24 protein-coding genes and 1 pseudogene are annotated in these 23,289 nt (G+C 65.0%); 14 read left to right on the top strand and 11 right to left on the bottom strand.

Going from position 1 to position 23,289, the window contains the following annotated elements:
- The first annotated feature begins 61 nt into the window (after positions 1–61).
- Positions 62–1,819: a hydroxysqualene dehydroxylase gene (locus ABH933_RS04810; RefSeq protein ID WP_429417940.1), complete on the top strand. Its 1,758-nt coding sequence runs from the start codon at positions 62–64 to the stop codon at positions 1,817–1,819.
- Between the two features lie 89 nt (positions 1,820–1,908).
- Positions 1,909–2,526 carry a pyridoxamine 5'-phosphate oxidase family protein gene (locus ABH933_RS04805; protein ID WP_429417938.1) on the top strand — a complete coding sequence of 206 codons (618 nt, stop codon included), beginning with the start codon at positions 1,909–1,911 and terminating at the stop codon, positions 2,524–2,526.
- Positions 2,527–2,536: 10 nt separating this feature from the next.
- On the opposite strand, the gene ABH933_RS04800 is transcribed toward ABH933_RS04805, so the two are convergent.
- Together ABH933_RS04800 and ABH933_RS04795 are read right to left on the bottom strand one after the other, a co-directional pair.
- A complete protein-coding gene (locus ABH933_RS04800; protein WP_429417936.1) occupies positions 2,537–2,851 on the bottom strand; it encodes a transcriptional regulator in 315 nt (104 codons plus the stop codon).
- Positions 2,848–3,369, bottom strand: a complete 522-nt coding sequence (locus ABH933_RS04795) for a hypothetical protein (RefSeq protein ID WP_429417935.1) — start codon at positions 3,367–3,369, stop codon at positions 2,848–2,850. The genes ABH933_RS04800 and ABH933_RS04795 overlap by 4 nt, the downstream gene beginning before the upstream one ends.
- Before the next feature lie 227 nt (positions 3,370–3,596).
- Between ABH933_RS04795 and ABH933_RS04790 the strand changes: the two genes are divergently transcribed.
- The 4 genes from ABH933_RS04790 to ABH933_RS04775 all read left to right on the top strand — a co-directional run bounded on the left by ABH933_RS04790 (position 3,597) and on the right by ABH933_RS04775 (position 7,801).
- Positions 3,597–4,859: a MurT ligase domain-containing protein gene (locus ABH933_RS04790; RefSeq protein WP_429419163.1), complete on the top strand. Its 1,263-nt coding sequence runs from the start codon at positions 3,597–3,599 to the stop codon at positions 4,857–4,859.
- On the top strand, positions 4,856–5,569 hold the full coding sequence (locus ABH933_RS04785) for a type 1 glutamine amidotransferase (RefSeq protein WP_429417934.1): 714 nt from the start codon (positions 4,856–4,858) through the stop codon (positions 5,567–5,569). The genes ABH933_RS04790 and ABH933_RS04785 overlap by 4 nt, the downstream gene beginning before the upstream one ends.
- 83 nt (positions 5,570–5,652) lie before the next feature.
- On the top strand, positions 5,653–7,284 hold the full coding sequence (locus ABH933_RS04780) for a GMC oxidoreductase (RefSeq protein ID WP_429417932.1): 1,632 nt from the start codon (positions 5,653–5,655) through the stop codon (positions 7,282–7,284).
- Positions 7,235–7,801, top strand: a complete 567-nt coding sequence (locus ABH933_RS04775; protein WP_429419161.1) for a transposase — start codon at positions 7,235–7,237, stop codon at positions 7,799–7,801. The genes ABH933_RS04780 and ABH933_RS04775 overlap by 50 nt, the downstream gene beginning before the upstream one ends.
- Before the next feature lie 252 nt (positions 7,802–8,053).
- Here the strand turns inward: ABH933_RS04775 and ABH933_RS04770 are convergent, their stop codons facing one another.
- Complete coding sequence (locus tag ABH933_RS04770) at positions 8,054–9,325, bottom strand: MFS transporter (RefSeq protein ID WP_429417931.1); 1,272 nt, start codon at positions 9,323–9,325, stop codon at positions 8,054–8,056.
- Between the two features lie 349 nt (positions 9,326–9,674).
- Between ABH933_RS04770 and ABH933_RS04765 the strand changes: the two genes are divergently transcribed.
- The 3 genes from ABH933_RS04765 to ABH933_RS04755 all read left to right on the top strand — a co-directional run bounded on the left by ABH933_RS04765 (position 9,675) and on the right by ABH933_RS04755 (position 12,930).
- The gene (locus ABH933_RS04765) at positions 9,675–10,511 is read left to right on the top strand and encodes a sugar phosphate isomerase/epimerase family protein (RefSeq protein WP_429417930.1); all 837 of its coding nucleotides are present in this window, start codon (positions 9,675–9,677) and stop codon (positions 10,509–10,511) included.
- 8 nt (positions 10,512–10,519) lie between these two features.
- Positions 10,520–11,896, top strand: coding sequence for an NAD(P)-binding protein (locus ABH933_RS04760; protein ID WP_429417929.1), 1,377 nt, complete (start codon positions 10,520–10,522; stop codon positions 11,894–11,896).
- 128 nt (positions 11,897–12,024) lie between these two features.
- Positions 12,025–12,930, top strand: a complete 906-nt coding sequence (locus tag ABH933_RS04755) for a putative sugar O-methyltransferase (protein ID WP_429417927.1) — start codon at positions 12,025–12,027, stop codon at positions 12,928–12,930.
- Here the strand turns inward: ABH933_RS04755 and ABH933_RS04750 are convergent.
- Complete coding sequence (locus ABH933_RS04750; RefSeq protein ID WP_429419159.1) at positions 12,927–13,766, bottom strand: aldo/keto reductase; 840 nt, start codon at positions 13,764–13,766, stop codon at positions 12,927–12,929. The genes ABH933_RS04755 and ABH933_RS04750 overlap by 4 nt on opposite strands.
- 35 nt (positions 13,767–13,801) lie before the next feature.
- Here ABH933_RS04750 and ABH933_RS04745 point away from each other — a divergent pair, with 35 nt between their 5' ends.
- Complete coding sequence (locus tag ABH933_RS04745; protein ID WP_429417925.1) at positions 13,802–15,046, top strand: glycosyltransferase; 1,245 nt, start codon at positions 13,802–13,804, stop codon at positions 15,044–15,046.
- A 122-nt stretch (positions 15,047–15,168) separates the two neighbouring features.
- Here ABH933_RS04745 and ABH933_RS04740 read toward each other — a convergent pair whose 3' ends face one another.
- The 3 genes from ABH933_RS04740 to ABH933_RS04730 all read right to left on the bottom strand — a co-directional run bounded on the left by ABH933_RS04740 (position 15,169) and on the right by ABH933_RS04730 (position 18,075).
- A complete protein-coding gene (locus tag ABH933_RS04740) occupies positions 15,169–15,528 on the bottom strand; it encodes a group II intron maturase-specific domain-containing protein (RefSeq protein ID WP_429419157.1) in 360 nt (119 codons plus the stop codon).
- A gap of 343 nt (positions 15,529–15,871) precedes the next feature.
- Positions 15,872–16,603, bottom strand: a complete 732-nt coding sequence (locus ABH933_RS04735; RefSeq protein ID WP_429417923.1) for a DUF6071 family protein — start codon at positions 16,601–16,603, stop codon at positions 15,872–15,874.
- Positions 16,600–18,075 (bottom strand): carbamoyltransferase family protein, encoded by a 1,476-nt coding sequence (locus ABH933_RS04730; protein ID WP_429417921.1) that lies wholly within the window; start codon positions 18,073–18,075, stop codon positions 16,600–16,602. Before ABH933_RS04730 ends, ABH933_RS04735 begins: the two co-directional genes overlap by 4 nt.
- A 331-nt stretch (positions 18,076–18,406) precedes the next feature.
- Between ABH933_RS04730 and ABH933_RS04725 the strand changes: the two genes are divergently transcribed.
- The 3 genes and pseudogenes from ABH933_RS04725 (at position 18,407) to ABH933_RS04715 (ending at position 19,953) form a co-directional block, all read left to right on the top strand.
- Positions 18,407–18,790 carry a helix-turn-helix domain-containing protein gene (locus ABH933_RS04725; RefSeq protein ID WP_429419155.1) on the top strand — a complete coding sequence of 128 codons (384 nt, stop codon included), beginning with the start codon at positions 18,407–18,409 and terminating at the stop codon, positions 18,788–18,790.
- Between the two features lie 35 nt (positions 18,791–18,825).
- Positions 18,826–19,020, top strand: a pseudogene (locus ABH933_RS04720) (GMC oxidoreductase); the annotation flags it as partial.
- 138 nt (positions 19,021–19,158) lie between these two features.
- Complete coding sequence (locus ABH933_RS04715) at positions 19,159–19,953, top strand: ion transporter (RefSeq protein ID WP_429417919.1); 795 nt, start codon at positions 19,159–19,161, stop codon at positions 19,951–19,953.
- 12 nt (positions 19,954–19,965) lie between these two features.
- On the opposite strand, the gene ABH933_RS04710 is transcribed toward ABH933_RS04715, so the two are convergent.
- From ABH933_RS04710 to ABH933_RS04695, 4 genes are all read right to left on the bottom strand, one after another.
- On the bottom strand, positions 19,966–21,183 hold the full coding sequence (locus ABH933_RS04710; protein ID WP_429417917.1) for a low temperature requirement protein A: 1,218 nt from the start codon (positions 21,181–21,183) through the stop codon (positions 19,966–19,968).
- Positions 21,184–21,220: 37 nt separating this feature from the next.
- The gene (locus tag ABH933_RS04705) at positions 21,221–21,679 is read right to left on the bottom strand and encodes an SRPBCC family protein (protein WP_215915290.1); all 459 of its coding nucleotides are present in this window, start codon (positions 21,677–21,679) and stop codon (positions 21,221–21,223) included.
- Between the two features lie 207 nt (positions 21,680–21,886).
- Positions 21,887–22,069: a DUF1918 domain-containing protein gene (locus ABH933_RS04700; protein ID WP_215915291.1), complete on the bottom strand. Its 183-nt coding sequence runs from the start codon at positions 22,067–22,069 to the stop codon at positions 21,887–21,889.
- A gap of 78 nt (positions 22,070–22,147) precedes the next feature.
- Positions 22,148–22,627 (bottom strand): MarR family winged helix-turn-helix transcriptional regulator, encoded by a 480-nt coding sequence (locus ABH933_RS04695; RefSeq protein WP_429417914.1) that lies wholly within the window; start codon positions 22,625–22,627, stop codon positions 22,148–22,150.
- 130 nt (positions 22,628–22,757) lie between these two features.
- On the opposite strand from ABH933_RS04695, the gene ABH933_RS04690 reads away from it, so the two are divergent.
- Positions 22,758–23,231, top strand: a complete 474-nt coding sequence (locus ABH933_RS04690; RefSeq protein WP_429417912.1) for an SgcJ/EcaC family oxidoreductase — start codon at positions 22,758–22,760, stop codon at positions 23,229–23,231.
- The last annotated feature ends 58 nt before the right edge of the window (positions 23,232–23,289 follow it).

The raw sequence follows: 23,289 nt of genomic DNA, 5'->3' as shown, positions 1-23,289 counted from the left end.
TTCGTCTCCGGGACCCGGATCGACCGCCTACAGTATTGCCCGGCGTGGAGGTCCTGAGCAGATGGCAGAACGGTATGGGGTCGTCTCCCGAAGAGCAGTTCTTCGCGGGGCGGCCGTCGCGGGTGCGGTAACCGCTGGGGCTTTGACGGTGCGTCCGGTTCCGGCCGCCGCCGCCCCCGCGCGCCGGGTCGCAGTCTTCGGCGGCGGCGTGGCCGGGCTCACGGCCGCGCATGAGCTGGCCGAGCGGGGATTCGCGGTCACCCTGTACGAACCCCGGGCCCTGGGTGGTAAAGCTCGCAGCATCGCGGTGCCCGGCACCGGCCGCGGTGGCCGTCCGGATCTGCCCGGCGAGCACGGCTTCCGCTTCTTTCCCGGCTTCTACCACCATGTTCCGGACACGATGCGGCGAATCCCATTCCCGGGCAACGCCAATGGCGTGTGGGACAACTTGGTCGCCGCCCCCGAGGCGCGGTTCTCCCGCAACGGGTCCCCGGACAGCATCCTGCCGATGGGCAGGGGCAGGTCGTGGGCCAGCCCGGACGACTTTCGGCAGACCCTCGCCTCGGGGATCGCGACCTCGGCACGCATGCCGACGACCGACGCGTCCCACTTCGTCAACCGGCTGCTCGTCTTCAACACCAGCTGCGATGCGCGCCGGCTCGGGCAGTGGGAGCACGTGGCGTGGCGCGATTTCCTCGGCGCGAGCGCTCGCTCCACGGAATTCCGGGTGCTGATGTCGCGCACCCTGACCACGCTGCTGGTCGCCGCCAAGGACGATCGGGCCAGTACCCGCACCATCGGCACCATGGGCGAGCAGTTCCTGGGCAACCCGATGGAGATCGGCAACGACGGCCCGCTGGACCGGCTGCTCGACGGCCCGACCTCGCGGGCGTGGATCGACCCCTGGGTCCAGTACCTGCGCGGTCTCGGCGTGCGCTTCGAGACCGGGCGGCTGCGCGGGCTCGAGGTGCGCGATCGCCGGATCGCGGGCGCCCGGATCACCGACGGTGCGGGCACCGAAAGCGCGGTCGACGCAGACCATTTCGTGCTCGCCGTGCCGGTCGACGTGGCCCGTCGGCTGTGGACGCCCGAAATCCTGGCGGTGCAACCGGAATTGGCGGCGATGGACCGCCTGACCGTGGACTGGATGACCGGTATCCAGTTCTATCTGCGCCGCCCGGCGGGAATCGCCCGCGGGCATACCGCCTACATCGATTCGCCGTGGTCGCTGACCTCCATCGCGCAGAATCAATTCTGGTCTCGCACACCGCTTTCCGGCTTCGGCGACGGGACGGTGCGGGACTGCCTCTCGGTGGACGTCTCGAACTGGAACGTCCCCGGAATCCTGTTCGGCAAGCCGGCTCGGGAATGCACGCACGAGCAGATCGCGCGCGAGGTCTGGGCGCAGCTGCGCGCGGCGCTGGCGGGCAAGGTCGAATTGCGCGACGCCGATCTGCATTCGTGGTTCCTGGATTCGGGCGTCACCTGGGATCCGGCACGGGGCGTCAACAACAATGCCGATCCGCTGCTGATCAATACGGTCGGCTCCTGGTCCGCGCGCCCGCAGCCGCACGGCGCGCTGGAAAATCTCTTCCTCGCCGGTGATTACGTGCGCACCACCATCGATCTGGCCACCATGGAGGGCGCCTGTGAGGCCGCGCGTCGCGCGGTCAACGCGCTGCTGGACACGGTCGGCTCGAATGCCCCGCGCTGCAAGCTCTTCCCGCTGTACCGCGCGGCCGAGCTCGAGCCGATGCGTCAGGCCGATATCGCGCGGTACGCCGCGGGGCAGCCGAACCTCTTCGAGACCCCGGACTGAGCGGGACGGGGGTCCGCGCCGGGGACCGCCGTCGCCGGATCTGAACAAACTGCTGGCCTCCGGCGTTGTCGCGCAGTTCAATTTATTGCATGAGCGAAATCACCACTGCGGCCGAACTTCGCGAACTGCTGGGGGAGCCGAACCATCGCGTCGCCACCAAGGAGCGTCCCGCACTGCATCCGCGCGACCGGGAGTGGATCGCCACCTCGCCGTTCGTGGTGCTGGCGACCAGCGACGCCGAGGGCAACTGCGATGCCTCCCCGAAGGGCGATCCGGCCGGATTCGTGAAGGTGCTCGACGACCGGACGATCGCGATCCCCGAGCGTCCGGGCAATCGCCGCGCCGACGGCTATCTGAACATTCTGTCCAATCCGCATGTGGGCGTTATCTTCCTGATTCCGGGTCGCGGTGAGACCCTGCGGGTCAACGGCCGCGCCCGACTGCTCACCGACGCCCCGTACTTCGACGACATGATCGTCAAGGGCCATCGCCCCATCCTCGCCGTCGAGGTCGCGATCGAGCAGATCTTCTTCCACTGCGCCAAGGCCTTCATGCGCAGCAGCCTGTGGCAGCCCGAGGGCTGGCCCGAGGACACGCTGCCCAGCGCTGCGGCGCTGACGAAGGAGATTCAGGTCAACGTCACCGAGTCCCTCGAGGAGCTGGAGAACCACTACTCGCCGGAGACCTACCGGAAGATGCTGTACTGACAACACGGTCTTATTGCCGTTCGGGCCGGGTTGTGCCCGCGCGGTTCAGGATCGCCTGCAGCGCCTCGGCATGCGTTGCCAGACAACGGAGTCCGTGATCGGTGGCGCGCACGGTCGTCTTCGGTACCCGTCCGGAATACGTGCGCTGCTGCTCGAGGTATCCGTCCTTGCGCAACGTGGTCAGCTGCTTGGACAGTGCCGAATCCGACAGCCCGACCGCATCGCGCAGGAATCCGAAATCACACCACTCGGCCGCGGACAACACGGACATCACCGCCAGCCGCGTCGGGTCCGAGAGCAGCCGGTCCAGTTCCGGTCCACTCATCGGTTCGAGCGCTGCCCGGACGCCGCGATGAACCGCTGACTCAGGGCGAACAGCACGGTCGCTACCGCCGCGAACGTGACACCGGTGACCGTGTGCGGATACCCGGGTACCCCCAGCGCGTCGGCGAGCGACTGGCCCAGGCCGGTGCCGTACCGCGCGATCACGAATACCCCCGCTACCAGTATCAGCAGGATCGTGGCCCGCACCCGCATGCTCGGCGGGCTCTGGCGGGCGGCCACTCCTCGCACCAGGCTCAGCGGCGCCGCTCCGGTGAACATCCGCACACCCAGCACCACCACCAGCACCAGCGCGATCACCGCCGCGATCACCTTCGTGCCGGTGAGGTCCACGAAATCGTTCGCCGCGCTCGCTCCGGCGCTGAGCACGAACATCGCCGGATAGATCCAGATCGGCATGCCCGCGGCCCGCTCGGTTCGCTCCCGATGCTCACGCATCATCGCCAGCGCCTCCCGCGCTCGCTGCTGCTCGGTCGTGTCGCTGTCCTTGTGCTCGTTCATCATTCTCCCCAAATCGACTACTTGCTTACCTGGAAAGTACATACTCCTTTCCGGTGGGGCAAGTAGTAAAAATCTTGAGATCGCCCCACCCTGCCGACGCCGAGCGGTACTCGGAGCCAGGTGGGTGCACGCGCGCGACCGGCCCGCAATCGCATGTCCGCCTCGTCCCCCGCCCAACGCCGACGCGGCCGATCGCGGATAGGATTCCCCGCGTGGCAGACATCTCGATGCGCGGACGGCTCGCGCTGCGGGCGGCGGCGGGCGCGGCATGGGCCTCGCAGCGGGCCGGGCGGGGCAAGGGCTCGATGATCGGCGGGCTGATCGCCCTGCAGATCGATCCGACGATCATGACCCAGCTGGGCCGTGGGCGGCGCACCGTGCTGGTGACCGGCACCAACGGCAAATCCACCACCACGCGCATGACCGCGGCCGCGCTGGCCGCGCTGGGGCCGGTGGCGACGCAGGCCGACGGCGCGAACATGGACGCGGGCATCGTGGCGGCGCTCTCGGCGCATCGCGCCGCGCCGGTGGCGGCGATCGAGGTCGACGAGCTGCACCTGCCGCACGTGAGCGATGCGCTGAATCCGGCCGCGGTGGTACTGCTCAACCTGAGCCGCGATCAGCTCGACCGCGTCGGCGAGATCAACATGATCGAGCGCAAGCTGCGCGCCGGGATGGCTCGGCATCCGGACGCCGTGCTGATCGCCAACTGCGACGACGTGCTCATCACCTCGATCGCCTACGACCACCCGAATGTGGTGTGGGTGGCCGCGGGCAGCGGGTGGGCCATGGACGCAAGCAGCTGCCCCCGCAGCGGCGAGCCGATCGTCTGGGAGGGGGAGCCTTCGGGGACGGCAGGAGGCGGAGCCGACGGGATGGGTAGGCACTGGCGCAGCACCGGGGCGGACTTCCAGCGGCCCGAGCCGGACTGGTGGGTCGACGAGGAGCATCTGTACGGCCCCGACGGCGTGAAACTGCCCCTGCACCTTGCCCTTCCGGGCCGCGCAAATCGCGGTAACGCCGCGCAGGCGGTGGCCGCGGCGGTGGCCCTGGGGGTATCGCCCGAGACGGCCGCCGACGCCACGGCGACGGTGCGCGAGATCGCGGGCCGGTACCGCACCGTGCGGGTCGGTGAGCGCTCCGCCCGCCTGCTGCTGGCCAAGAATCCCGCCGGCTGGCAGGAGGCGCTGTCGATGATCGACCCGGCCGCAACGGGTTTGGTGATCGCGGTGAACGGCCAGGTGCCCGACGGTGAGGACCTGTCGTGGCTGTGGGACGTGCGGTTCGAACACTTCGAGGGCACCCAGGTGGTAGCCGCCGGCGAGCGCGCCACCGACCTCGCGGTGCGCCTCACTTATGCCGGGGTGGAACATACGACGGTGCCGAATCCGTTGCGCGCCATCGCCTCCTGCCCGCCCGGGCAGGTGGAGGTGCTGGCCAACTACACCGCGTTCCGCGATCTGAACCGCGATCTGGAGGGGCAGGCATGACAGCGCAATCCACCGTGCGGATCGGGCTGGTGCTGCCCGATGTGATGGGCACCTACGGAGACGGCGGGAACGCGGTGGTGCTGCGGCAGCGCCTGCGGATGCGCGGCTACGACGCCGAGATCGTCGAAATCACCCTGAGCGATCCGGTTCCCGACTCCCTGGACGTCTATCTGCTGGGCGGGGCCGAGGATTCGGCGCAGCGCCTGGCCACCCGCCATCTGCGGCAGTATCCCGGCATGCAGCGGGCGGCCGAGCGTGGCGCCCCCGTGCTGGCGATCTGCGCGGCCATTCAGGTGCTGGGCAACTGGTACGAGACCTCCGGCGGCGAACGCGTCGAGGGCGTGGGGATGATCGACGTGACCACCTCCCCGCAGGCCGAGCGGGCCATCGGCGAGGTGACCACCACCCCGCTGCTCTCCGAGCTGTCCGACCCGCTCACCGGATTCGAAAACCACCGCGGCGGAACGACCCTCGGCCCGGACGCGGTCGGCCTCGGCACGGTCACCCGCGGCGTCGGCAACGGCGTCGGCGACGGCCGCGAGGGCGTCGTGCAGGGCTCGGTCATCGGCACCTACCTGCACGGTCCCGCGCTGGCCCGCAATCCCGAACTAGCCGACCTGCTGCTGCAGCGCGCCCTCCGCATCGACACCCTGGCCCCCCTGGACCTGCTGGAGGTCGACCAGCTCCGCCGTGAACGCCTGCGCGCCTGAGCGGTTCCGCCCTCCAGGGTTGAGGGGCTGCCCTCCACCCGGTAATCTCGCGCGCGGCAACGCGTGATTAGGGAGGTGGCCGCGTGCGCAGACGCGCCCTGATAAAGGCTGCTGGCATGGCGGCGCTGCTCGGTGCCACGGGCACCGCGGCAGGCGCGGTGACGGGCGCCGGTCCGGCGACCGCCGATCCGGTATGGAACGACCTGTTCCGGCATTGGGTGCCGGAAATCTTTGCGCCCCTTCCCGATCCGCCGGAGCACTCCGAGGCGATCATCATCGGGTCGGGCTTCGGCGCCGCGGTCACCGCGCTGCGCCTGGCGCAGGCCGGGGTGGCCAACACGGTGCTCGAGCGCGGTTTGCGCTGGCCCAACGATCCCCGGCGGGAGATCTTCACCGGCGACGACCTGCCCGACGGCCGCGGCTTCTGGCATCGCACCGAATTCACCGGCGTCACCAAGGTGCCGATGCACTTCACCGACTTCGGCGGCGTGCTGGATGTGACCTCGTTCGACGGCATCGACGTCTGGCGCGGCGCGGCGGTCGGCGGTGGCTCGGTGGTGTTCACCGGTTGCATGCTGGCCCCGCCGCAGCGGTTCTTCGACCAGATCTTCACCGGCACGGTCGATTTCGGCGAGATGGACCGGGTCTACTACCCGCGGGTGCGCCAGATGCTGCGGCTGAGCACGATGCCCGCCGACATCTACCACTCGGCGCCCTTCACCCACTCGCGGGCCTGGGACGAGCAGGCGCGCAAGGCCGGCTACACCCCGCAGGCCAGCGATTCGATCTTCAACTGGAATATCATTCGCGGCGAATTGTCCGGCGCCACAAGGCCTTCGGGGACCTCGGCCCGCAGCAATCTGGGCAACTCCAACGGCGCGAAGTTCGACCTCAACCAGAACTATCTGAAATACGCCCAGCAGACCGGGAAGTCGGCGGTCTTCGCGGGCCATCGGGTGGATTCCATCGCGCAGGATGCCAAGGGGCGCTACGTGGTCGCGGTGACCAAGATGGACCCGACCGGTGCGGTGCTGCGCACCCGAACCCTCACCTGTGACCGCCTGTTCCTCGGCGCCGGCTCGGTCGGCACGTCGGAGCTGCTGGTGCGCGCCCAGGCCACCGGGGCGCTGCCGCATCTCAACGAGCACGTCGGCGACGGCTGGGGCACCAACGGCGATGTGGTGCTGGCCCGGGGCGAGAGCTCGCTCGCGGGCCTGGGCCAGGGCGTGCCCAGCGCCAGCCGCATCTTCGACGGATCCGGTATGCCGCTGACCCTGGAGAGCTGGTACATCCCGGGGGTACCCGTGGAGACTGGTGCGCTGGCCTCGCTCGGCCTCGCCTTCGACACGACCCGCGCGCGCTTCGGTTTCGATCGCGCACGCAATGCGGTCGGCCTGCGCTGGCCGCGGCAGGCGCAGGACCGCATCGTGGATGCCTGTCGCGCCGTGGAGCACCGCATCGCCGAGCGCGGCGGTGCGATGGTCGAATACACCGCGCTCGGGTACGACGCGAACGCGGTGTTCACCGCCCATCCGCTCGGCGGCGCGGTGCTCGGGCGGGCGACCGACAACTACGGCCGCGTGATCGGCCATCCCGGCCTGTACGTGATGGACGGCGCGGCGGTGCCCGGCAGCACCGGCACGGTCAATCCGTCGCTGACCATCGCTGCGCTGGCAGAGCGCAATATCGAGAACATCGTTCGCGCAGGTCACTGAAACGATCACCATCGGCGCCCACGAGAAATACCTCGTCACCGGCCGCGAGCGTCAGCACGACCCGGTCTGGAAGGCCGACTATCGAGCCACCCGGCCCAAGGTCGAACGCAAGATCGGGCACCTGATGCGGCGCCGGCACGGTGGTCGCCGCGCCCGAATGCGGGGCCGGGACAAGATCGGCGCCGACTTCGGCCTGCTTGCCGCTCTGCGGTCAACCTCGCTCGCCTGGCAGTCCTCGGACGCACCCACACCACCGGCAGCTGGACCACCGTCACCATCTGACCGGCAACGGCCCCCGAAAAGAGAAACAGGCCGCTACCAAATCACCACCAGCGCAACCAGAAACAACTCTCAGCCGCTACGCTCATCCACCAGCCGAAGACCCTTGTGCGGGTCCGGCGATCTCGCCCGACCCGCACAAGGGGCCATTCGACACCAGACACCTACTAGGCCGCGTTTCAGAAGTGACGTGAGTTGGTGTGCGCCGCTGCGCGGCGCACACCAACGTAGTGATTGAAAGGCGTTGCAGGCGTTGGTGTGTTGATATCCGGATATGGGCGAGGTCTCCGGCGGGGCAGGTTCGATGCGATGCAGGAGCTGTCGTTTGCAATATGTTGGCAAACGACATGACGAATCGACTACCAGGCCGCGGCCCCTTTGAACGCTTAGCTAACACTTGCGACCGCGTTCGTCTACGTGCCACCATGTCAAACGCTGCTGGGCACTGCCTGAGGTTCCGCCAAGGCCGAGTAGTTAGTGTTTTCGCTTGTCATGCACGGGGTTTGGGTGACCAGGGTGTGCGGTGAGCGGCCGCCGCTGTGGGCGCAACGGCGGGCGTGGCCTCTTTCAGGAGACCCGCCGCGGGCTCCTCCAGGCGACGTGTCTTCAAGGCCAGTATCAGCATGGCGCCGACCAGCAGCCAGCCTGTTGCCGAGGTGCCGAACATCGACAGGATGTACCCCGCGAGCAACGAGCCCGCGGCCATGCCGGAGCACTGCACGAGCATCGTGGCGCCGACAACTCTGCCGAGCATGGCTTCGGGAACGACGCGCACCCGATACAGGGTCATCGCAACGTTGGAGAACGTCCAGAAGGCGCCGATGCCGACAAGGGAAATCGCGAGCATCACCGGGGTCGGGGACATCGCCATGATTACAAGCATAAGAAACCACGCCCAGAGCGTGATTGTGAGCGCGATCTTCGTGTCGGCCCGACGGGCGAGCCACATCGTGGGGGCGGCGCTGACTATGCCGCCCAGGCCCGGGGCTCCCAATACGGCGCCGATTTCCCATACCGGGCCGCCACCGTTCCTGATGTCCATCGACGTCAGCAATACGACGATCTCGAAGATGAAGTTCGTCGCCGTGAGGATGGCGGCGATGGACCGTAGGAACGGATCGGCCCGCAGGAACTGCATGCCTGACCGGGCACTGCTCCAATCCCAAATACTCGGGCCGTGGACTTCCTCCTGTGGCGCAGATCTGATCTTCGACAGGCTCCAGAGAGCGTACAGATAGGTCGCGGCATTTGCCAGGAACGGCAGACTCCGGGCAGCACCCAGAGCGACGGCGCCGAACCCTCGGCCCACCACGGTTGCGATCGACTCCTCGGCTTCGACGAGCGCGAAGGCCGCCGGCTGCTCTTCGACGCTGACGATGTCACGGACCAGTCCCAACTCGGAGGTGGCGAAGAAAACCTGTGCGGCTCCCTCGACGAATGCCGATACCATGAGCAACAGCGTCAGGCCCGGGGGCGTCACGACGACCACCACCGCCGCAAGCAGAGTTGCCATCAACCCGTACTTTTGGCACTTCACGAGGGTTTGCCTGCGATTCCGGTAGTCCGCAGCGATACCTGACGGGACCTGGAAGATGAAGTTGGGCAGCGTCATTGCGAACCCCACCCAACTCGCCGCGACCGGCGAGCCGGTGAGGGTCAGCGCCATCAGCGGATAGGCGATGCGGACGCCGCAAGTGCCGACGAATGTAATCGCATTGCCCGACCACAACAGCATGAAGTTCTGGTTCTTGAGAATGCTCATGTCAGGCATGGCGAATCATGGCCTCCGTGGAACTCCAGCCGAAGTTGGTCCAGCCTCGGTCCGGGATCCCTAGCGACACTACCGAATTGCTACAGGACCGCCATCGATGGGAATGCTCGACGGCCTGCCGCTCGAGTCTGTACCGTATCGGTCGTCAAGGTCATCCCGCTCACTCGACCTGCCGCGCGCCGAGCCACGGTGTGGTGCAAGCACATTCAGATACGGCGACACGTATGTCGTTGGCGTGCTTGCTGAACCGCTCCAAACCTCGAACGCAAGTGCGTGACGAGATGCGGGTGCACCAACCGGCGCCGGCGGTACCGTAGCCCGATCGTGGAGGAAGCGTTCTGTGCAATTGAGTTGGAACGGGGCCAGCAGCATCAACGTGGACCTGGAAACGGATATCGAGATCGCCCGGCGAGTGGGTTTTCCGCTATTGGAGATCTGGGGTGCGAAACTACCGCATTACCTGCAGCGGAACTCGGTCCAAGACTTGGCCGAACGCTTTCGCGAGAGCGGAGTCACGCCGCTCAGCATCAACGCCGTGGACAAGACGACGTACGCCGGCAAGGACTTCGCCAGTGGCGAAAATATGTTGCGCGAGTACGCTTCCATCGCCGGTCAGATCGGATGTGAGACGATCGTGGTGGTGCCGGGGAAACGTCCCGCGGGGGTCGCCGACGACGAGGTGAAAGCCGAAACCGTTGCGGTGCTGCGGGCATTCGGCGACATCGCCGCCGCGCACGGCGTGCAGATCGCCTTCGAGTTCCTGGGATTCCCCGATTCCTCGGTGCGCACGCTCGACAAGGCTTGGGAGATCGTGGCGGAGGTGGATCGCCCCGAGGTCGGCCTCGTCATCGACACGTTCCACTTCCATGTCGGCGGGTCGCAGCTGGAATCGCTGCGGCGCATCGACGCGTCGAAGCTTTTCGTATTCCACGTCAGCGATTGCGAAGACCGTCCCGCTGCGCAGTTGCAGGACGCTCACCGCCTGCTGCCCGGGTCGGGCATTCTGCAGCTCGAGCGGATCGCCGACGAGTTGAAGGGCATTGGCTACGACCGGCTGGCGAGTATCGAGCTTTTCCGGCCCGAGTATTGGGAACGAGATCCGTTCGAGCACGCCGCAGCGGCGAAGACAGCCACTCAGCGGGTGTTCGGCATCTCTCAACTTTCGGGGCAAGCTTGAGCGTCGCAGTGGCGATCGTCGGCGGCGGCATGGCGGGTCTGGAGGTCGCAGCTTCCCTGGCTTCTCGCCCGGGCCTGGAAATCGAGGTATTCGAGCGCGGTCCGTTCCTCCGCCGCGAACACATCGACTGGGACACCTCGGTTTATTCGGGTGACGAGAAAACGAGGAGATGGACCGGCGTCGATTGGGGTGCAGGCGGTGGACTCACCGAAAGACTGGGTGGAAGATCGCTTTGCTATCACGGGGTTCTTCTCGAGATAGACTCGTCTGCTCTTGCCGACTGGCCGCGCGAGTGGGTTCACCTGCTCACAGGTCGGGAAGGGGCCTATGGTGAAGTCCGCACGAGCCTCGTCGCCGAGTTTCCCGAGCTTCGGCCTCGCTCGCTTTCGCCGGCTGCTGTTCGCCTCGGGATGAAGCACGTTCCTCAGGCTGCATACTTCGATGCTCGTTCAGAACGCTTCAGGGCATACTCTCCGCTTCAGCCGGCGCTTCGTCTGACGGAGGCGGGCGGATGTTTGCGCATCACCCGAGCCGCGGCGCAGCGACTCCGGCGAACCGCGAACGGGTCGTGGTCAATCGACCTCATCGATGAATGCGGCAACGCCTACACGCGCAGTGATTTTCAATACTGTGTCCTAGCGGCGTCCGCAATCTCCAACGTCACGCTCCTAAGTCAGACGCTACAGCAGGAATTGACGACCCACATCACCGACCACTTGTGCGCCGGCGCGCTCCTTCGTCTGCCGCCCGGCAACGAGTTGGACACATTTCGCCACCGCATGCTCTGGTCCGGCTATATTCCGCTGCCATCGACGGGCTCCAACATCTTCGTGCAAGAGAGGGCGCCGTTGCCGAACGGCGACCGGTTCGTGGAGATCTTCGCCGTCATAGAGCAGGGACGCGGCCGAGTGGACTATAGCGAATTAACGGCCACTCCGGGCAAAGGCGGGCACGCTCCGCGCACATATGTGACCGGCAAGCTGTCGACCGACGACAGAGCGCGTGTGACGGAGGTGAAGCGCCAGATAAGGCGAATTATCGACCAGATCGCGGAAGGTGTACCCGAGGACGTCACGAGACGGGAATCCGAGGACGCACTGCTCAAATACGATGACGCGTACTCTGCTGTCACAGAGCAGCGGCTAGCGGGGACGTTCGCGTGGTTCGGCCATCCCTATGGATCATTCGAGCACGAGGCATGCAGCCATCCAATCGGATTCGACGGCCCGTTGACTGTAACGCGCCACTTGGAGGTAGAAGGCATGCCCGGCTTGTATCTCGCCGGACCCGGCAACTTCGTCAGGCCGGGAGCGGCCAATCCGGCGCTGACCATTCTGGCGATGTCGCGATTCCTCGCCGACACCATCAGTACGGCTTGCCGATGAGTTGTCGGCTGCGGAATCGAGAACCGGTCGACCGTCGACTTTCCAATTACGTTGTGTCCCTTGACATGTCGCGGAGGCGACGCAAGAATTGAGGATATTGATCGGCTAGCGGTTGGAGGTCTAGGGAAATGACAGATGTGGCGACGCCAATCGCTGATTATGAGGCGAATGTCTCTCGGCTACGGCAGCTTTATGCCGGCCACCCTGCTTCTGCAACGTCCTTGTGGTCACGCGAGTACGTCGCGACCGGTATCGACCCCACAAACTTCCGCGCGGACAATGTCTATCTGTGGCAACAGAGTTATGGCCCCGGGGCGAACATCGGAAACGATGAGTATGAGCGATCCTACCGATGGTTGGCGGACAACGAAGGAGATCTGCTCGCACGCTGCACCGAAGACGGTGCATTCGGCGCCCACTGCGTGCCGATCGATGGCAGACCGGTCAGCCGAGACCTCCTCGATTCCGTTGCAGAGCTGGGTTTTCTGAGGTCGGAGTTCGGTGACCTCTCGTCGCTTTCGTTTCTCGACATCGGGGCCGGATACGGGCGACTGGGGCACAGGATGTCCGAGGTGGCGCCCGAGGCCGGGTACATCTGCTCTGATGGGATCCCTGAATCTACCGCACTGAGCTCGTTCTACCTCGCTCATCGCGGGCTGGGGGCGGACAAGGTCGTCCCGCTCAACGACATCGCTTCACGTCTCTCGTCGACTCGTATCGACGTAGCGATCAATATTCACAGTTTTCCGGAGTGCCCGGGCTCGGCCGTCGAATGGTGGCTCGGCCTGTTGGCAGATCACGACATACGTTACCTCTTCCTCGTGCCGAACGACGTGAGCGCATTTCGAAGCACTGATGGAGCGCGCCTGGATCTTGTGCCGCTCCTGAATCGCTTCGGGTACCGACTCGAGACAATGCGGCTCAAGTATCGGGATCGCCGGTTCGGCGATGCCGACTGGCTCTTCCAAATGAGCCACTGCCTCTTCGTCAGGAACCCGGCAGCGAACACCGCACCGCATATACTGCACGACTAAACGTAGTCCATCGGGTCGTCGAATATTCTGAGGCCCTCGTGGAGTCGATCCAGCCGGGCGGCGTCGTCCGGCTGCAGATCGAAATCGAAAACGTCGAGATTCTCGTGCAAGCGACGTACGTTGCTCGACTTCGGAATGGCCGAAACTCCATGTTGCAAGATCCAGCGCAGCATGATTTGAGCCGGAGTTTTGCCGTATTTCGCCGCCACCGCGGTGAGCCTGGGGTCGTCGAGACGTTTGCCCTGCGCCAACGGACAGGAGGCCTGTAGGTGAATCCCCAGGCTCTGGCAACACCGCAACAGATCTTCGGAGTAGAGGTACGGACTGAATTCGACCTGATTTACCGCCGGAACCGTATCGGCATAGGTTTGTAATTCTTCCAGAAGGGGGACCGGATAATTGCAGACGCCGATGCTTCGGACCGCCTTCTGCCTGTACAGCGTCTCCAGCGCCCGCCACGTTTCTTTTCTATGTGAACGGCTCGGCCAGTGCAGCAAATACAAGTCGATATAATCGCAATTGAGCCTGCTCAGACTCGCCTCGAACGCCCGCATCGTACTGTCATAGCCTTGGTGTAGATTCTTGACCTTGGTGGTGATGAATATTTCCGCGCGGTCGACACCGCTTTCGCGGACCGCTTGCCCGACAGCCGCTTCGTTGTCGTAAAGGGCGGCCGTGTCGATGAGCCGATAACCAATGGCGAGGGCCGAGGTTATGGCGCGGACCGCGTCCTCGCCATACATCCCGGACACCCCTAAGCCCAACATGGGCATAGCGCGGCCATTGTTGAGAGTAGTTCGCGACAAAGGAGTCTCCATGGCCGGGAAGGAATGCATCACGATGAAAAGTGTATCAGTGCTACTGTGCGCCGGTGAGTTTTAATCGCGAAAAGGACTGCCAGGATTACTTTGAGTTGCAGGGGAGTGTGAACTCGGGACGGTTTCGGATTCTCTACCTCACGAATCAACTTCCCATGCCTGCTCATAGCGGTGGCCAGTTACGGGAAGCGGAGACGCTGAAGAGACTGAGCCGCGACTTCGCGATCGAACTCGTCGTCCTGACGAACCATTTCGAGCGGGACCGGGAGAATGCCGGCCTGCTGCTCCCGTACTGCGCGAACGTGACTATTGCTCGAAGTACGGCGGCTACCGAGGGTTACGAGCATCGGGTGCCGAAGAGAGTCGCAAGCTATCGATCAGCCATATTGCGGCCCGCCCTCGAGCTCAGACTTGCCGCGGGCGGTATCGATGCGATCCATGTCGAGGGGTATTTCATGATGAGACACCTCCCGGATGTCGATGTACCTGTCGTTCTGTGTGAAGAGAACATCGAATATCTCCTCGACAAGGCGTGCGAAGAACTCGGCAATCCGGATTCGGTCGGCTGGAATGAAATCAAGGGTCTCGAACATGAGGCCTGGCGGCGAGCGACGATCTGCGGCGCTGTGAGTGTCGACGACCTCGAGATCATGCGTCGCGACGCTCCGGACATCCACAGCGCTTTGCTTCCTTGCGGGTTCGATCATGTCGGCGTGACGCCGCCGCGGAGCCACGCCGGCGGGGTGCAAGTGGTGTTCGTCGGCAACTACTCGTGGACGCCGACGCATGACGCGGCCGTTCGCCTGTTGACCTCGATCTGGCCGCGCGTCTTGGAGCTCGTCCCCGACGCTCGCCTCAGTCTCGTCGGCGCTGGGGCCGACGAGTCACTGAGCATCCTGGCTCGGCAGACGAAAGGCGTGGAACTCGTCGGCCGAGTCGCGAGCGTGGCGGAATACCTCAGATCCGCGGACGTCTTCGTCTGCCCGGTGCGAATGCAGGGCGGCATCAAGATAAAACTCTCCGAGGCGTTCCAAACCGCATGCCCGATCGTGGCGGCGCCAGAAGCCTTGGCGGGCTTTCCGCAGTCGGCACGTGACGCAGTTGTCGTCGCAGACACGGACGCCCGCTTCGCCGCCGCCATTTCCGGGCTGTTGCTCGATCCGCAGAAACGGCAGCGACTCGCCGGGCGTGCCCACGCGGTCGCCAGGGCGCTGCCGACGTGGGACGACGCGGCCATGGCACTGTCCACCGTATGGGAAGAGTCGATGTCCCTTGTATCGGTCCGCTCGGAGGGATGATTTCAATGGTTCAGTCGGCTCGCAGCGCGGTGCCGGTGTTGGCCACCGGTCCGTTTCTGCGAGCCGCTCGCCGAACCCGGCGTGCATGTCTCCATGCACCGGGCTCTCCACGGTGTCTGCTGTCAGGCGCGGTTGACCGTGTCCCCGGGGGTGGGGATCGTGTTGCCGCGATATCGGTATCGAGTGACCGGCACCGCAGCGAGGTTGAACAGTTCGATCCCGTCCGCTGACGGTTTCCTCCATTGACCGTTGCGGCCCATGAGGTGTCGGCGGATATCCTTCCATCTCCAGCGGTGCAATCGCTTCCACCATCGGACAACTCGCCACCAGACGATGGTTTCGAGCCTGCCGAGGGTGTGTTTGGCGACCGCATGCCGGAAGTAGTTGGACCAGCCGCGCATGATCCGGTTGAGCTGGATCAATATGTCCCTGGGCGACTGTTGCGACAGTCTGCTCGTCAGCGCCCGCACCTTTGTTTTCAGTGTCCGGACGGCCCGGTCACTGATGAAGGTGTAGACGTGCTATTTGTCCGTGCCTCGCTTGCGTTTCCACTGGATGCGGAACCCAAGGAAGTCGACCCCATCGCTCATGTGCATCACCCGCGTCTTGGCTTCGGATAACCGAAGACCCAGGGGTGCAAGCACTTTCGCGACGTCCTCGCGTATCTGATCCGCTGCCTGTCCGGAATGCCGCACAGTCTCGGATCGAGTTCACAGTCGCTACATGCGACAGCTAGCCGACCCTAGTTCGAAAGTGGGCCAGAGCCAGTATTCAGCCGCCGTTGCATTCAAGACCGATCTTGTGTGACCGCGAACGTCGCGGTCATCACGAGGTCTCTCGCGAGGGCAGCGGGAGGCTTTGGTCGCTTTCCAGCCAAGTGCGGAGCTGACCCGCGAACCATCGGTGCCCCTCTTCGAGGGAATGGCCGCCGGGTCCGCGCTCGAATTCTGCCGGCATCTCGAGGAAGCATGTGCCCGGGCGCGGCGGTATTCCGCCGAATGTCCGTGTCGGATCGAGTTGCTCGGCCGCGACGACGGCGGGCGCAGGAAGCTCGCGTGGGATCGGGAATGCGAAGTTGTACCTGGGATGTATACCGGTGTCGCGAAGGAGAGCGTCCAGCATCAGCCAATCCAAGAAGTGGTTCGCCAACTGTCCGTCGTCATTCCACAGGTGGTCGTAGAAGGCGATAGACCCCTTGTGTCCCTCCGCCACGCGCCAGGAGCCGATGCGTTGCCAGCCGTCATGAAAAGGGTCGCCGACGTTGAAACGCCTCAGACTCCGCTTCTTTCCGACGTAGTGCTCGTGTCGCGAGGTCTCGCTCCAGCTCACCAGGGTCATGATCTCGTCGGGTGCGTAGCCCGACTGCTTGATCACCGTGGGAAGTTGCTCGACAAGAGTCCGGATGATGCGCCGGTTCGACGAGCCGTTGCGAGCCAGGTTGACGAGCTCGACGCCCAGGCTTTCGGCCAGCACGACGGGCCAGCCGTCGCGGGCCGGATGCTCCATTTCTTTTCCGACCGCGCAGCTGCAGCCGTTGGTCACGAGAAGACGGATCATGAGATCACGCGGATTCCGGTCTTGGCGACCCACGATTCAACGTGAGAAGTGTCGTTCAAGAGCGGTTCGCTCCTTCCGTTCAGGCTGGTGTTGAGCAGAGCGGCACAGCCGGTTTCCTGCTCCCAAGCGGTGAGTAGCGCATACAGTCCAGGGTGTTGGTCTGCGGCGACGGTCTGCACCCGGCTCGTGCCGTCGGTGTGCACGACCGCCGGCATTTCGTCGGACAGTCGACTCCGCGCGGTGAACTGCATGTATGGCGACTCGTGCACCGGAAGGTCGAACAGCTCGTGGGCGCGCTCCTTGCGAACGACCGGCGCAAAGGGACGAAACGGCTCGCGTCCTTTGATCTTGTTGACTCGGTCCTTCATGTCCGCCGGGCGCGGGTCTGCGAGCAACGAGCGGTTGCCCAGGGCTCGTGGTCCGAATTCCGCCTTACCGCTGGCCACACCGACGACACCGTCACCGATCAGGGCGGCGAGGATGTCGTCGACGGGCCACTCGGTGCCGAGCGATGTGCCGAGATAAGGCCCTCGCCAGTCGATCTCGCCTCCGACGACCGCGGCCGCGGCGCCGATCGACGATCCCGCGTCTCCCGGATTCGGGAGGATCCAAATGCGGTCGAACAGTCCGCGCTCGGCGATTCGAGAGTTCGCCACACAATTCAACGCGACGCCGCCCATCAAGACGAGGTTGCGAGAGCCGGTCTCTCGCGCAACCCACTCGGCTGCCGTCACGAGGATGTCCTCGGTGACCTGCTGGATGCTCGCCGCGAGGTCGGCCGGCTCGGCATCCGCGGCCCATTCCCCGATACCGCGATGCGGGTTGATGCGAACCCGGAACGACGGTGGGACTACTTCGATGAGGTCTTCGTATATCCGGTCGACATGGCGGGGCGTGCCGAAGGCCGCCATCCCCATGACGATGTATTCGTCTTCATTCGGACGGAATCCGCAGCGCCTGGTGAACGCGCTGTAGAGCAGGCCCAGGCTGTGCGGATACCGGCGCTCGTGAAGCGTGCGATAACCGGAACCCCGTGTGTAGGAGCCGATGCTGAAGGTGGTGAACTCGCCGATCGCATCCGCGACGATGACGGCGGTTTCGTCGAAGCCGGAAGTCGCGACACCTCCGATCGCGTGCGATCGGTGGTGATTGACGTACTCGATCGGGGGGAGCCGAAACGGAAGCCCGAGTGATCGCAGGTAACGGCGGGGGAGGTCGTTCAATTGCAGTGCGTCGGACCATTGTCCGGCGCGGACCTGGCGCGCTTTCTTGATCAGCGGCCGCTCGTACCAGGCGATGAGATCGGGTCGGCCGAAACTCAACGCCTCTTCGATGAGCGCCGGATGCAGATAAAGGTCGTTCTTTACGCGCGAATAGCGCTCGGCATGCGCGGCGAAGAGGATATTCGTGCCGTCGAGTACGGCGAGTGATGCATCGTGGGACAACGCCGAAATTCCCCAGACCAGAGTCACGCGCGGCTCCTACTTGTAAAGAAAAGGATCACGGCCACGCAGCTTTCTCATCTTAAGACGCCGTCTCAGCGTCTTGAGTGTGAATAGGTCAATAACGTTCTGCCACATCGGATTCAATGTACTTGAACCGGATGTCCATCGCAAGGGTTTGCACTGACGCGAGGCAAGTATGGCACCAGCACCCGTCACAGGCGGGAAGGGGCGATTGCGAAACTTCCCGATTCTGAGAATATTGTCTGCGCTTACTAATGCTGCATTCCTCAATAATGGTGTATTTCGTTGTGGATCTTGTTGGCTCGGGTGATGGGGTGGGCTTTGCCGAAGGTGTTGGCTGCGCGTCCTGACTCACGGCCTGGAGGGGCTGGGCGATCGGCCGGGGTCGGGGCGCAAACCTCGCCTGACCGAGACAGAGCGCAGTCGTATCGTGGCCCTGGTCACTACCACGCCACCGGGGCGGTTGACGCGGCGATCCGACGGCGCTCTGGAAGCCGAGCAAGACGGGGCACCTTCGTGCTGGACGCTGGATTCGCTGACCGAGACTCTGCGCTCCGAAGGCATTGTCGTGGGTCGTAGTCAGGTTCGCAGAATTCTTGTGGCAGAAGGGATCAGGTGGCGTCGTCCGCGGTCGTGGACGACGAGCAAGGATCCGTACTTCGTCCCAAAAGGACCCATATCGTCGGTCTCTACACGCAGCCACCGGCCGGGACCACGGTAGTCTGCGCCGACGAGCTGGGCCCGGTCTCGCCCCGCACCTTCGCCCATCCGCTCGGCGGCGCGGTGCTCGGGCGGGCGACCGACAACTACGGCCGCGTGATCGGCCATCCCGGCCTGTACGTGATGGACGGCGCGGCGGTGCCCGGCAGCACCGGCACGGTCAATCCGTCGCTGACCATCGCTGCGCTGGCAGAGCGCAATATCGAGAACATCGTTCGCGCAGGTCACTGAAACCGGGCGGGGCGGCGGGTTACTCTCGGCGGGATTGTTCGCCATAGCGGCGCGTACCGGCGGGCCCGTAGGAGGCAGCGCAGCGTAACCACGCAGGCCCCTCGGGAGTGCCGCAGTCCAACTCAGAAGGGATCAGTCGTGGCGCAGTACCGCACCGCAGCGGGACAGCAGGAATATCCGCGCAAGCCGCCGATCCTCTGGACCGATTACTTCATGCTCGCCGTCGCCGTGGTGTCGGCGGCGCTGATCGGCTGGGTCGACCTGCTCCCGGTGCCGGGCGAGCCCTGGATCGGGGCGATCGTCATTGCCGACTACGCGACCTGTGGGATCTTCGCTCTGGAGTTCCTGTGGCGCTGGCGGCGGGAGGACTGGTCCTGGAACTTCCCGTTCGTGTACTGGTACGAGGTGCTGTGCCTGATTCCGGCGACCGCCTCCTATTTCCACGATTCGCATACGGTGCGCATCGTGGTGCTGCTGGTCCGGGTGCTGCGCCTCGCCGATCGCGTGTTCGGCGACCAGGTCACCGTAGCGATCGTGAATCGGTCGATGGGCGCGATCGTCGAGGCGATCAAGCGCCCGGTGACGATGGCGGTGCTCGAGGAGATCACCGCGGTGCTGCGGGTGGGGCAGTACACCCGCAACATCGCCTCCGCGCTGGAGGAGAACCACGCCGAGCTGGACGCCATGATCATGGAGCTGATCAAGAACGATCCGCAGCTGGGCCGCGTGCGTTATATGCCCTTTCACGACGAGATCATCAGAGGCATCGCGAACACCGCCTTCCGCGTCATCTTCCAGGTCCTGGCCGACCCGCGCATCGACGAGCTGGTGGGAGACGTGTTGCGGGAGAACGTACATCAGATGCGCCAGGCGATACACGAGGGCGTGCGCGTCGCGGAGACGGTCGACAACAAGCCGATCCCTTCGCAGTGACGCGGGTCCGGATCAGGCGCCGATCTCCTCGGCGCCGTGCCGGACCTCATCGCGCGATCGCCCGTAACGCAGTGTCTCCCAGGCAATCAGCACGAGCAGTACCGCGCACAGCAGGCCCAGCGCGGCCACGGCGGGCAGCGTCGATGCCAGCGGAATCAGCGCGCCCAGCAGCGCGGCGGCGACCAGCCGCGGCCACAGCACCGTTCCCGTTGCATAGTGCCGGAATCCGACCAGCGCTACCAGGTACACGATCACCCCGCCGTACAGCGCGAACAGCGGAATTCCGTGCAGCTCATCGCGTAACGAATGCCCCGCCGCGCCGCCGACGTAGGAGAGCACCCTCTTCATGCCCAGCGACAGTGCGATGATTCCCACGACCATTGGAAAGTGCCAGTAGGTGTAGCAGTTTCGCGCGATCTGGATCTGCCGCGCCCCGCTCGCGCGGGCCAGGTGGCGTTCCACCACCCTGGCGGCCACATCGAAGTACGCCCACCACAGCAGTGCCGAAACAGCAAGTCCTAGTAGCGATCCCAGTGCGATCGGCCACGAGATCGGCAGCCCGGCCACCCCGACGCCGATGGAGACGATCGATTCGCCCAGCGCCACGATGACGATCAGCCCGTGCCGCTCGGCGAAGTGTCCCGCCGAGTTGATCCGCCACTCGTTGCCCGCGAACAGGGTCCAGAGCATGTCGCCCGTGAGGGCCGCCACCCACAGCCAGATCTGCACCGCGCCGTGGTTCACCGCGGCGACGACGAGCAGCGTGGTCCCGATCGTGAGAGACCCCAGCGCCCACCGGACCACCTGCCTGCGCAGCTGCGGGTCCTGCGCGCTGGCGCACCAGAACACCCAGAGGTGGTCCAGGCGGATCGCCAGATACCCGAGCGCGAACACCAGCGGCCCGTACCAGCCTCCGGGCATGTCGTGGAATGCCTCGGGGACTGTCTCCGCCAAGATCAGCGTCGCGCCCGTGGCGGCGAACAGCGCGACCCGGGCGATGCCCTCGTCGGCCTTGATCACATTGCCCAGCCAGGCGTACGCGATCCACACCCACCACATGACCGCAAGCACCAGAAAGGCCCGCAGCATGTTCACCGCGGTGGTCTCGTGTGCGGCCAGATCGGTGACCTGTGTGAAGGCGAACACCATCACGAGGTCGAAGAACAGTTCCAGCTCGGTTACCGAAGCGTCGTCGGTGACCACCTGCATCCGTGATCGCTTGCGGGTCATGGGGATATCGTGGCAGGTGATCGCGGTGCCCGCGGGATCAGCTCACTTCGTAGTTCTCTCCGAATTGAAATTTCTCGATGAACTCGATCAAGTTCTGCACCGCCTCCTCGTTGACCTTGGCGATGCTTCGTTTCATGAGAATTCCGGGTACGGGAATCGGAAGATATATTTCCGAGTGATACCAAACCTCGGTGCCCTCGCCGGTCGTCTCGAGCTCGAACCAGCCCTTGCCGCCGCCGCCCCCGCCGCTTTCGACGACGTTCCAGCCGATGCGGTCGGCGGTGCAGTCGTATTCGAGGACCTGGCGGTCGGAGTTGCCCAACGGGCTGACCGTCGCATAGACGCGCCTGGGACGCCCATAGTCGTCGTAGGTCGCCACGCGCACATCCTTGTGCGAGGGGGACCACTCGGGAACCCGCTCGACCGCGAGGAGTGCCTCCATCACTTGCTCGGGGTCGATATCGACGATGAATCGGTGGTCGGTCTTCGTGCGCATAGCCTTGTGCCCTCCACCCCCCGTACTACTGGGACCGATTGTCTCCAGGGTCACAGTCGGTCGTCAACCACCTGGTCTGTTCCGGAATTGTGAGAAACCGTCCAGTACGTATCTAGCTGCGGGAGCGCCGAAAGGGTCGCGCGCTTCGCGGAATTCGATGTTTGATCGTGAGGGTCGGGGGGTACCGAAGGTGGCGTCGGGTCTGGTTCAGGCGTGCCGCACGACCCAGTCCGGGCCCGGGAACACCAGGCTCTCATGGCCATCGTCGAATCGGACGATGTACGGCGGGGCGCCATCGGCCCCGCGAACCTCGATGACTTCTCCGGTGTGATCCGGCATGCCGACCGTATGGCTGTGGACCAATAATTGATCACCGACATTTGCCTGCATGATTCGCATTATCCGACCATCGTGATGAAAGTCACAACCCCCGAACGTGAGGACTGGGGGTGTCGGCGGATTGACAGGCTAGGTGGATTCGCCCTCGCGCAGCAGCGCGGTGACTCGCAGCGACGCGTCGTGGAAGCGGTTGAACGCATCGAGCAGCAGCTCGAGCTGCTCGGTGCTGTAGTCCGCGAGCGCCGAGCCGAATTCGCGGGCGAGCGGCTCGTAGTGCCGGGCGATCTCGGCGGTGCGATCCTCGGTGAGGGTGATGATGACGCGGCGCCGATCCCGTTCGTCGTGCTCGCGGGTGACGAATCCCGCGCGCAGCAGCCGATCGATCATCCGGGTGACCGCGCCGGTGGTGAGGCCGGTGCGTGCGGCCAGCTCGCCCGGGGTGGCGGCGCCGCCCAATCGCAGCAGGTTCAGGCAGCGCAGATCGGTGACGTGCAGCCCCAGCCGGTCGGCCACGGCCTGATGCATCATCACCGCGTCCGTGGCGTTGCGCTGCGCCGCCAGGGTGAGCTCTCGGCCCAGATCCGCGCTGGTCGCCGCGTGCTCGGTCATTGTTCTCGCCTCCCGTCGTCACCGGATCGCCGTCCGGCCTTGACAGCATAACCTCACCCGATCATTATCTTACTCATGCAACTACTTTTGGATGCAGTTAATGATTCGAGAAGATAAAGGGAGCGCCGCGATGACCATCGACCACGCCGACGAGGCCGCCATCCATGCCCTGATCGCCCGCGCCGAGCGGGCCTGGGCTGACGGCGACGCGCGGGCGTACGCCGCCTGCTTCACCCCCGACGCCGACTACGTGACTTTTATGGGCACCCATCACAAGGGCAGGTCGGCCATCGAAACGAGTCACGTGCCGCTGTTCGAGAAGTATCAAAAAGGGTCGCGCATCGACGGGGAGATCACCCAGGTGCGCGCGCTCACCCAGGATGTGGCGCTCGTGCACGGCAAAGGCGCGCTGGTGAAGGGTGCCAAGCGCCGCACCGCACGCAACACCAAGGTCCAGACCTGGGTCGTCGTGCGCCGCGACGGGGAGTGGGAGGTGGCCGCCTTCCACAACACGAAGTACCACCCGATCATGGCATGGCTGGCCACGCGGATGGACGCGCGTATGGCCTCTTCGGCGTTGCCCCCGGTAGAGGTGGCCGGATAAGTACTGGACTCCGGTCGGTACTCTTGGGTGCTGGTAACAGCGGTTGATCGATCTTGGA

The sequence above is a fragment of the Nocardia sp. GP40 genome (assembly GCF_050434125.1).
Classification (GTDB): domain Bacteria; phylum Actinomycetota; class Actinomycetes; order Mycobacteriales; family Mycobacteriaceae; genus Nocardia; species Nocardia albiluteola.
Note: the sequence above shows the minus strand (reverse complement) of the source record. Positions and strands in the feature narration are given on the sequence as shown.